Genomic DNA, 11,011 nt, shown 5'->3' with positions numbered 1-11,011 from the left:
TGGCTCATCAATTACTGACAAAAATTCTCAAATAAACTTCGAGTAATTTCTACCAATCAATCAATGATAATTTATCGTTAATCAACCAGTAAAAATCCACACAAGTTGTTCTTCATATTCTCTTAATGATCTTCTTCATGGCTCATCGCCATCAAGCTAGGTCGGCTATATTACTCTCTATTTCTAGAAAGTCAACCATGATGTTCATTTATTTTTAAACAACCCAAACTCAATCAATTTCTTCAACTAACTGATTTTTAAGAAGTTTTAATCAACATCACCGCCGATGGATGTGCATTATAGACCAATATCTTTCCTTTGCAAGTCATTTTCTATTTTTATTTACTCAACTGTTTATTTTTTACTCTTTTTGCATATTTTTAACAATTTTTGAGTAAATCTGCTTTAATACTGTACTAATATCGATGTTATTTTTAAGGCTAAAAGTACGAACTTGCTTTAGAATCATTTAAAAAAACCTAGGGACTCTTATGCGTCATTTAAATTTTTTGTGTGTGAGCCTACTATCTATCAGTTTTAGTGCTCCCGTATTTGCTCAACAAGATGATGTTGAATCAAATACTCAAGATGCGAATGTTTCAGATATTGAAACTGCGAATACAGATTCTAGTGTTGAAGCTAAAAAGCCAAGCCATTTTCAATCTTTAAAAGAACTAAAAGAATTAAAGAATGTTAGAGCTAAAGATTTTAAAGTTAATGCTAATGCAGCTCAGTCTGATGATGTAAAAGATCCTTTGCAACCTCTCAACCGTGAAATCTATGCTTTTAATGATATGCTTGACCGCAATATCGTTCGACCTATAGCTGTACAATATAAAGAAAAAGTACCCGATGATGTTCGCAGCTCCTATTCTTTATTTCGTAAAAATCTAATTGAGCCTTGGAATGCTGTAAATCAGCTTGTTCAAGGTCGTCCTCTTCGTGCTTTAAAATCTCTTGGCCGTTTTACAGTAAATACAGTGACTTCTTTAGGTCTGGCTGATCCAGCTCGTCGCTTAGGTATGCCAACGGAAGAAGAAAGCCTTGGTACAACTCTTGGGTATTGGGGTGTTCCGAGTGGTCCTTATTTAATGTTACCTATCTTGGGACCAAGTACTTTACGTAATTCTTTAGATACTGTTGCTGAAGGTTACGCAAATCCATTGAATCATGTGATGGATAACAATGATCAACAAGGTTTAATGTGGAGCAACACTGTTGTCGGTGGTATTAATACACGTTCACGTCTTTTAGATGTTGAGGATGTACTGCAAGGTGATAAATATGCTGCAATTCGTGATATTTATCTGCAACGCCTAAACTACAATATTGCTCAGAAAAAAGGACAAGATGCAGCAGAAGCATCATTTATTGATGATGAAACTGATGATCAGGATGATTCTGATACAGAAAATTCTCAATAATTATTCATATTTTGTAAAACTTGTTTGCTAGAGATTCTTTTTGCTTCTCTAGCAATAGTTTGATTTCTATAGTACATCTACTATCATAAACGGATGATCAAACGTTAAAGGATCAAATATCAATTCTATGTATTTCATTCAGCCCACTCGAACCATTCCAAATCTGGATCAGATCTTAAGTGCTCTTCCGAGTCTGCAAATGATTCACATAGATGATCTTCATTTATATGACCCAACTGTTATTGCCATTGCAGATGTGCAAGATTTTTTAATGCATCAGTGGAATTTACCTACTGTTGTTATTGCATTTGAAAATGAAGGAACATCGCTCTCACAAGCCTGGGAATTAGGTGCACTTGCTGGTTGGATATGGAATCGGCTACCTGCCCATCCAGAGCACTCATTATTAAAAATTGATGCACAATATAAACGCAATCAGGATAGTCGCGATCTCCCTTCTGCTGCAGAATTACAAAAACGTCTTTTACCTAATCCTATCGAATTACAGAATTATCAGGTTGAAACTTTTTTCCAACCTTCTGCTTATTTGTCAGGAGATTGGTATGATTACTGGAAAATCAGTGATAAAGAGATCATGTTTTATCTTGCAGATGTGTCAGGACATGGTGTAACAAGTAGTTTGTTGACATCGTGGATGGCTGCATTTCATGGTCGTTCCAAAACACCTCGCGAACTCATTAAAAAACTTAATGGGATGTTAGTTCAGGAAAATATTGAAAAACATATCACTATGGTGGCCGGGATTTTAAATCTTGAAACCCATGAATTGCGATGGTCAAGTGCAGGTCATTATCCTCCTGCAATTATATTTGAACCTAATCAGGCGCCACGTGTTTTAAATACCAGTAGTTTTCCACTCGGTCTGACCGAAGATCTTGAAGTTGAAGAGTTTGAATGTACTCTAACTCGTCATGCACGGTTTATTATCTGTTCAGATGGAGCCCTTGAACCTTTCGAAGGTGGTCTTAACGAACAGTTTGCCCAACTGGTCTATCATTTGCAAAATCAATCATTCAAAGCACCAAATCATGTCGCAGATGATATTGCCATTCTCAGTCTTCGTAGAATGAATTAACTTTATAATCAATACCCTACATTTTTATAGTCATTTCTATACTTGTCAACCTCTTGAGTATAGACTTGCGCTATGTGATAATTTTGTCATCCTTCTCTGCAAATGGCATTTATATGTCAACAGGTCATGTTGAATATGCAAGCTTGAACGGAACGCATATCTTCAAACTTATTGGTGAAGTGCGAGCCCTCTCTTGTATAAGTCTAGACAAACTTTTGGCGAAGATTGAACAGCAAGAAAACGTCGTTGGCGCTATTGTTGATTTAACCGAAACCACATTTATAGATAGTACAGTTTTAGGTATTTTGGCGAAACTGGGCTTAAAGCTTAAACAGATTCACCATATTCAAGCTGTCATGCTATCAACCAATCCAGATATTACGACTCTAGCCAATAGCATGGGCTTAGGGCAGGTTTTTGTCATCTTGAATTATTGTGGTGACCCAAATGTGTGTACTCGTGCGCTCATTGATGATCACATTACTCAAAATGCAATGCTCAACACTGTATTAGATGCCCATAAAACCTTGATGAAACTGAACGCCAATAATCAAAATATGTTTGAACCTCTAGTCAAACAGCTCGAAAAAGAACAAGATACTATGGATCAGGTATCTGTTAAGCAAAACGCTTAATTTTCTTTTCAAGGAAGACTTATGACTTTACTTTCTGTTGTTCAAATGAACTCTCAAAATGACATTGACGCAAACTTCAGTGTGATTGAGTCATTGATCCAGAAAAGTAAAGCCGATGGCGCCAGTCTCATTGTATTCCCTGAAAATTTTGTTTGTTTTGCTGCTGGAAAACAGCGTGAAACAGCTGAACAGTTTGAAATTATACAAACTCGCTTAGAAAATCTGGCACATCAATATCAAATATGGATTGTTGCAGGTACATTACCCTGCCCATTCCGTCCTGATGGTTCAATCATCCAAGATGGTCGGGTACGTACCGTAAGTCTTTGTATCAGCCCTGAAAAAACTGAAGCGCGTTACGACAAAATCCATTTGTTTGATGTACAAGTTGGTGATGCTGTTGGCGGTTATCAAGAATCCAGGTTTTTTGAACCTGGTACTGACGTTGTGATTGCCAAAACACCTTTTGGTGATATTGGAATGATGGTTTGTTATGACTTACGTTTTCCAGAACTGGCTCTAACTTTACGTAAACAAGGTGCGCGTATTTTAACTGCACCTGCTGCATTTACCTATACTACTGGTCAAATGCATTGGCAACTACTGCTTCAGGCACGTGCAATGGATAGCCAATGTCAGGTTTTGGGCGCAGCACAACAAGGCTGGCATGGTGAAAAACATCAAACTTGGGGACACACTGGTGCAACCAATAGTCGCGGTCAAATTCTGGATATCATAGAAACCGAAGGTGCTAACCTGATTACTGTTCCATTTGATATGCAGGAACAGGATCGCATTCGTGCCTCCATGCCACTCATGCAACATCGTAAGCTCATTTCATTTTAAGCTTTTCTTACGATTTCTTATTCAATTTTACAAAATAATCGCTTAATTTTTCATCCAGATCATCCAGAATAAAATTCCAAAATAATTTTCAGGAAGAGTACACATGTCTTTAGAAAAAGTTGTCTATACAGCTCACGCAAAAGCTACTGGAGGTCGTGATGGACGAGCAGTTTCATCTGATCTTGTTCTAGATATCCAATTAGCTGTACCAAGGGAAATGGGGGGTAATGGTGGTGGAACCAATCCTGAACAATTATTTGCCGCAGGTTATTCTGCCTGTTTTTTAGGTGCCATGAAATTTGTTGCAAACCGAGATAAATTTAATTTACCTAAAGACGCTTTTATTGAAGGTGAAGTCGGAATTGGCCCTATACCTACTGGTTTTGGTATACAGGTAACTTTGAATATCAACGTCAAAGGTATGGACAAAGAGGAAGCAGATAAACTGGTTGCCGCAGCACATATTGTTTGCCCATATTCTAATGCGACACGCGGTAATATTGATGTGACATTGAATACTATTGTCTAAGATATAAAAAAAGAGCGCCGAAGCGCTCTTTTAATTAAACTTTTAATAAGTTATGCAATTACACCTAAATTGTTCTGAATCCATAGATTAATTAAATGGTTATCAGATGTTGTTGCTGTATATATTTGGTAATCAGCTCCGTGGTAACTTTGCGTACCGCCAGATGTCCAACTATTAGCATCAACGATTTGAACTTTGTCAGTATCACCACCCTGAATAATCAATGTATTATTTGAGGTCATTTGTAAAATGTCATCTATTGATACTGTCATGGTATTAGCATTTGCATCACCTAAATGAATAGTCTCAATATTTTGAACTTTATCTAAAATATCACCCAAATTCAGGTTAGCGGATGAATCCCAAATCAAAGTGTCATTACCTGCACCGCCATCGATATGACTAAAGTTGATATCTTTGATAATAATATTATCATTATCCTTTCCACCAATCATTGTCGTAGCACCATTTCGACCATCTAGAGTACAGACACCATCAGTACCTATCAGTGTTCCAGTTCCATTAAGATATGTTGCATCAATACTATGAGTCTCATCAGCTCCACGCAGTGTACCATCACCATTAACAATAACTGTTTTAATATCAGTTGTTGTTGAATTTATGGCGTAACTGGTAGAAGCGCTATTTGTCCAAGATACAACATAACCACCATCTTTAAGTGCAGTTACTGTTGGTAATGTATCTATAGTTCCTGTTCCATCGACGGTTTGAGTTGAAACCAAAGTTTCACCTCCAAGTCTATTACCAGCCGCATCGTATGATTGGCTATATACCTCACTCAAACTATTGGATAACATCTTAGTCCAAACAACAACATAACCACCTTGAGCCAAAGCACAACCACTAAAATGGCCAGTAGACATCGTAGAATAACCTACACCATTTACACCATTCATTGTGGTATTGACCATTTTTTCTGTTGTATCTAAAGCCGTTATAGTATTCGCACCAACATCATAACTAAAACGTCGTGAATAAACATTAAAGCCATCCATTGTTCCACCATTAGTTAGTGATGTAGCAGAGTCCTGATTCCCAGCCCAAAGACTCACAAAACCACCTTCTTTGAGTACAAATGAACATGCACCAATTTGCCAGCCATTGTCATAATAGTTTGCAACAGCACTTTTAAGAACTGTAGCTACCCCCGTTGATGAGTAATCTACTATCATAACATTTTCTTTGGTTGGATAAGCATCTGTAGAGGTATAATCAGCATATTGAACTAATACAAGGCTTCCTCCCAAACTGACAGCACTCACACTTTCAATATTTGTCGAGTTACCAAAACCAGAATAGCCTGTAGGAGTGGCATATTGATTATATATATATCCATTACCACCATTGGTTTCATTAGTTAGATTTGATGCAGAATAGGATTTTACAGAACCAGCAATAAAAATATCATAGTCATGTATAGTACCACTGGTAAATACAACAACTTTACCATTAGTCGTTTCAACGTAGTTGTAACCAAAATAGTAATTTTGACCTGAATTTACTGTCGTTGTTGACAATAAATTACCTGAATCATCAAAAGATTTGATAGCTGATTGAGTAGCTAAATCATAGTTATAAGCAATTGTAAATGAACCATCACCATTTACGTTTGCACTATAACTGCCATTGCTATCCCACATATCATTACGATCAGCATAGCCTTCTGAATTTGCATATGTTCCTGTAGTCGTATTTGTTATTTTAATTAAAGACCCAACAGCAACACCAGATTGAGTATATCGTTGTGCTACAAGATCATAATTCGATGCAGCAGATCCAGTATTATTATTTGTATTTTGCGCCCAAATCAACAAATAACCACCATCATCTAAAGCATAGACTTTAGAGTTAATATCACTATATGTACTATTTGGCACAGTAATTGCTATTGGCTGTATTACAGTAATCGCTTGAACATCCGATATTTGACCACCAGAACCATCTGCAACAACAACTTTAGCCTGAACTGTATAGCTTCCACCAGCCAACTGACTTGTTCCCCAGTTTGCTGCAGTTATTTTCCAACTTCCAGTAGTTGCATCAAAGACTAAACCATCTACAACACTAGCACCATTTACACTACTAAATGTTTTAATGAGAGTCCCTGTACTATTGTAGACATAAACTTCCAGTTTTTCTCCAGCACCAATTTTAGTCATACCATTAAATAATGGTTGTTGTCCCATATAGTCTGGAGATGGACCTGCACTTATAGAAACATCCTGATAAACAGTCAACTCATTAGCGGTAGTATCTGAAACAACATTACCAGCAATATTAACAATTTGTGCAATAATGCTATAAGGTGTATCCGTCGCCCCATTAACATTCAAGGCATTTGCATCAGGTATATGTAAAGACCAAGTTTTTGCTGTAGTATTTACAGTTAAATAACCATCGCCTTGCTTATAAGTCACACCATTCACAATAACTTGAATAGTTTCACCGTTTCCAAGGGCTTTAGCATAAGCACCAGAAATTGTTGGAGTTGTATCGGCAGTTAAAAGTGTTGTTACTGTAATTGTATTATCAGGTACTGTTGTAGAAATTTTTACAACTTGACTATCAGTTGAACCTACATTTCCAGCATTATCAACAACTCTTACTTGATAAGTATATGTTTGATCAATACCATCAACAGATGTTCGTGTCTCATTATAACTCCATTTGCCATCAACAATGGCTAAGTTTATCCATGTAACACCATTATCAATGCTGATCTGTGCATGTTCATCTGCTGATAAAGTACCTGTTATTGTTCCATGAATTGTCGGCGTCGTATCATTTGTAATAAAGTCTCCTAATACTCCGGAATCATCTGTAATAGCAGTAATTTCTATCACAATTTCTGACGATGGAGGTGTTGTATCTACCGTAATAGATGATGCACCAATCTGACTAACTCGACCTTCCGAATCTCTAGCAATTGCACTCAATGTATAAACATCTTCAGCTAAAGCAACTGTTGGAGTATAAGTCCATACACCAGTACCATCGACAGAAACGCTTACAACCTGACTTCCAGTTGTCCCTATTATTGTTAATGTCACTATACTATTTGCTTCAGCAGTACCTACAATTGCTGGAGTATCGTCATTTGTTACTCCATTTGTGATAATAACTGTATCTGCCAATACGTAAGTATCTACTGTTACAGTCACTGATTCAGATTTATTTCCTACCTCATCTGTCGCTGTCACTGTAATCGTATCACCATCTTCCAAACCTGGATTTAGCACACTCCAACTGCCATCACTACTTGCAGTCACAGTTACACTAGTTCCATCTAAGTAAGTTACAGTTACAATCGAATTAGGTTCAGCTGTACCAGTAATCGGATCAATACCGTTCACAAGATTAACTAATGGTTTATCAGGTGCAACCAGATCTGCTGTACCTGTTGGTGTTTCAGCGCTGGTATTCCCTGCTGCATCTGTAGCAGTCACGCTTCCTTCACTTCCATCCGTAATTGGGTTCGGGGTGATCGACCAGTGACCTGTGCTGTCTGCTGTCGTGGTTACTGTGTTTCCATCCGCATCTTTCACAATCACAGTAGAACCCGCTTCCGCTGTACCAGTTAAACCTTCGCCATTGTTTTGATCAATACCTGGTGCAGTCGGTGCAACGGTATCTGCGATACCCGTATTGGTTGGGCTACTTTCGTTGCCCGCCTCATCCGTTGCTGTCACGGTACCACTCGTACCATCCGTAATTGGGTTCGGAGTGATTGACCAGTGACCTGTGCTGTCTGCTGTCGTGGTTACTGTATTGCCATCTGCATCTTTCACCGTCACAGTCGCGCCAGCTTCCGCTGTACCACTTAAACCTTCGCCATTGTTTTGATCAATACCTGGCGCAGTCGGCGCAACGGTATCTGCTGTGCCTGTTGGTGTTTCAGCACTGGTGTTCCCTGCTGCATCTGTCGCAGTCACGCTGCCTTCACTACCATCAGCAAGTGGGTTTGGTGTAATGCTCCAGTGACCTGTGCTGTCTGCTGTGGTGGTTACTGTGTTTCCATCCGCATCTTTCACAATCACAGTCGCGCCAGCTTCCACTGTACCACTTAAACCTTCGCCATTGTTTTGATCAATACCGGGTGCAGTCGGTGCAACGGTATCTGCGATACCCGTATTGCTTGGGCTACTTTCGTTGCCCGCCTCATCCGTTGCTGTCACGGTACCACTCGTACCATCCGTAATTGGGTTCGGAGTGATTGACCAGTGACCTGTGCTGTCTGCTGTGGTGGTCACCGTGTTGCCATCTGCATCTTTCACCGTCACAGTCGCGCCAGCTTCCGCTGTACCACTTAAACCTTCGCCATTGTTTTGATCAATACCTGGTGCAGTCGGTGCAACGGTATCTGCTGTGCCTGTCGGCGTTTCAGCGCTGGTGTTCCCTGCTGCATCTGTAGCTGTCACGCTGCCTTCACTACCATCCGTAATTGGGTTTGGTGTAATGCTCCAGTGACCTGTGCTATCTGCTGTGGTGGTGACTGTGTTGCCATCCGCATCTTTCACTGTCACAGTTGCGCCAGCTTCCGCTGTGCCACTTAAACCTTCGCCATTGTTTTGATCAACACCTGGCGCTGCTGGTGGAGTGATATCTGTGCCATCAGTCATGGTTGGCGTACTAGTATTTCCTGCAGCATCGGTTGCAGTGACTTTACCAACTTCACCAGTTTCTAATGGGTTTGGCTCAATTGACCAATGCCCTTGGCTATCCGCCATTGTGGTCACTGTTGAACCATTGCCTAAATCTACCGTGATCACCGCATTTGGTTCGGTTGTTCCTGCCAAGCCCGCTGCATTGTTTTGCTCAACTAATGGTGCGTTCGGTGCAACGGTATCCGCTGTTCCCGTATTGCTTGGGCTACTTTCGTTGCCCGCCTCATCCGTTGCTGTCACGGTACCACTCGTACCATCCGCAATTGGGTTTGGTGTAATGCTCCAGTGACCTGTGCTGTCTGCTGTCGTGGTGACTGTGTTGCCATCCGCATCTTTCACCGTCACAGTCGCACCAGCTTCCGCTGTACCACTTAAACCTTCGCCATTGTTTTGATCAATACCTGGTGCTGCTGGTGGAGTGATATCTGTGCCATCAGTCATGGTTGGCGTACTAGTATTTCCTGCAGCATCGGTTGCAGTGACTTTACCAACTTCACCAGTTTCTAATGGGTTTGGCTCAATTGACCAATGCCCTTGGCTATCCGCCATTGTGGTCACTGTTGAACCATTGCCTAAATCTACCGTGATCACCGCATTTGGTTCGGTTGTTCCTGCCAAGCCCGCTGCATTGTTTTGCTCAACTAATGGTGCGTTCGGTGCAACGGTATCCGCTGTTCCCGTATTGCTTGGGTTACTTTCATTGCCCGCCTCATCCGTTGCTGTCACGGTACCACTCATACCATCACTAATTGGGTTCGGAGTGATTGACCAGTGACCTGTGCTGTCTGCTGTGGTGGTGACTGTGTTGCCATCCGCATCTTTCACCGTCACTGTCGCGCCAGCTTCCGCTGTACCACTTAAACCTTCGCCATTGTTTTGATCAACACCTGGCGCTGCTGGTGGAGTGATATCTGTGCCATCAGTCATGGTTGGAGCACTGTTATTTCCTGCAGCATCAGTTGCAGTCACTTTACCAACTTCACCATCACCTAATGGATTAGGCGTGATACTCCAGTTACCTGCTGTATCTGTTGTAGTTGTAATCGTTGTACCATCAGCCAATTCAACACTAATTGTTGATTCTGGCTCTGCTGTTCCCGATAAACCTGACTCATTGTTTTGATCAATACCTGGTGCAGTCGGTGCAACGGTATCTGCTTTGCCTGTCGGTGTTTCAGCACTGGTGTTACCCGCCTTATCTGTAGCTATAACTGTAGCGCTCTCTCCCTCGGCAATCGGGTTCGGCTTGATATTCCAGTTGCCCTGGCTATCAGCAGTCGTGGTCACGGTTGAACCATTGCCCAACTCGACCGTGATCACCGCATTCGGTTCGGTTGTTCCACCTAAACCCGCTGCATTGTTGTGATCTACCGTTGGGGCAACAGGAGCAGTAATATCTGTTCCATCGGTCATGGTTGGAGTACTGCTATTTCCTGCACCATCAGTCGCTGTCACCTTGCCCACTTCGCCTTCTGCCAGCGGGTTCGGTTCAAGCAGCCAGTTGCCCTGGCTATCAGCAGTCGTGGTCACGGTTGAGCCATTGCCCAGCTCGACCGTGATCACCGCATTCGGTTCGGTCGTTCCTCCCAGACCTGCTGCATTGTTTTGATCCACNGTNGGGGCAACAGGAGCCGTCACATCTGCAGCCCCTGTGGTCGCTTCAGGACCGGTGTTGCCTGCGCCATCAGTGGCAGTCACCTTGCCCACTTCACCTTCTGCCAGCGGGTTCGGTTCAAGCAGCCAGTTGCCCTGGTTATCCGCTGTCGTGGTTACCGTTGAACCATTGCCCAGCTCGA

The 11,011-nt window shown here is 41.3% G+C and carries 6 protein-coding genes; 5 read left to right on the top strand and 1 reads right to left on the bottom strand.

The genetic code is table 11. From position 1 onward, the window contains the following. Positions 1-491 precede the first annotated feature (491 nt). The 5 genes from KPC_RS13090 (at position 492) to KPC_RS13070 (ending at position 4,530) form a co-directional block, all read left to right on the top strand. The gene (locus tag KPC_RS13090) at positions 492-1,424 is read left to right on the top strand and encodes an MlaA family lipoprotein (protein WP_121974807.1); all 933 of its coding nucleotides are present in this window, start codon (positions 492-494) and stop codon (positions 1,422-1,424) included. A 127-nt stretch (positions 1,425-1,551) separates the two neighbouring features. Further along, positions 1,552-2,520, top strand: coding sequence for an RsbU family protein phosphatase GigA (gene gigA, locus KPC_RS13085; RefSeq protein WP_121974806.1), 969 nt, complete (start codon positions 1,552-1,554; stop codon positions 2,518-2,520). Positions 2,521-2,633: 113 nt separating this feature from the next. Then, on the top strand, positions 2,634-3,155 hold the full coding sequence (gene gigB / locus KPC_RS13080; protein WP_121974805.1) for an anti-anti-sigma factor GigB: 522 nt from the start codon (positions 2,634-2,636) through the stop codon (positions 3,153-3,155). 21 nt (positions 3,156-3,176) lie between these two features. Continuing rightward, a complete protein-coding gene (locus KPC_RS13075) occupies positions 3,177-4,001 on the top strand; it encodes a carbon-nitrogen hydrolase family protein (protein WP_121974804.1) in 825 nt (274 codons plus the stop codon). A 103-nt stretch (positions 4,002-4,104) separates the two neighbouring features. Further along, the gene (locus KPC_RS13070; RefSeq protein WP_121974803.1) at positions 4,105-4,530 is read left to right on the top strand and encodes an organic hydroperoxide resistance protein; all 426 of its coding nucleotides are present in this window, start codon (positions 4,105-4,107) and stop codon (positions 4,528-4,530) included. A gap of 50 nt (positions 4,531-4,580) precedes the next feature. Here the strand turns inward: KPC_RS13070 and KPC_RS13065 are convergent, their stop codons facing one another. Beyond that, positions 4,581-10,829: an Ig-like domain-containing protein gene (locus KPC_RS13065; RefSeq protein WP_456049176.1), complete on the bottom strand. Its 6,249-nt coding sequence runs from the start codon at positions 10,827-10,829 to the stop codon at positions 4,581-4,583. Positions 10,830-11,011 lie beyond the last annotated feature (182 nt).

It is taken from the genome of Acinetobacter stercoris (assembly GCF_900323515.1).
Taxonomy (GTDB): domain Bacteria; phylum Pseudomonadota; class Gammaproteobacteria; order Pseudomonadales; family Moraxellaceae; genus Acinetobacter; species Acinetobacter stercoris.
This window is presented reverse-complemented; position numbering and strand designations above follow the sequence as displayed.

Coding starts and splice junctions, on each gene's coding strand:
- KPC_RS13090 (WP_121974807.1), top strand. CDS start 492: ATGCGTCATTTAAATTTTTTGTGTGTGAGCCTACTATCTATCAGTTTT.
- gigA (WP_121974806.1), top strand. CDS start 1,552: ATGTATTTCATTCAGCCCACTCGAACCATTCCAAATCTGGATCAGATC.
- gigB (WP_121974805.1), top strand. CDS start 2,634: ATGTCAACAGGTCATGTTGAATATGCAAGCTTGAACGGAACGCATATC.
- KPC_RS13075 (WP_121974804.1), top strand. CDS start 3,177: ATGACTTTACTTTCTGTTGTTCAAATGAACTCTCAAAATGACATTGAC.
- KPC_RS13070 (WP_121974803.1), top strand. CDS start 4,105: ATGTCTTTAGAAAAAGTTGTCTATACAGCTCACGCAAAAGCTACTGGA.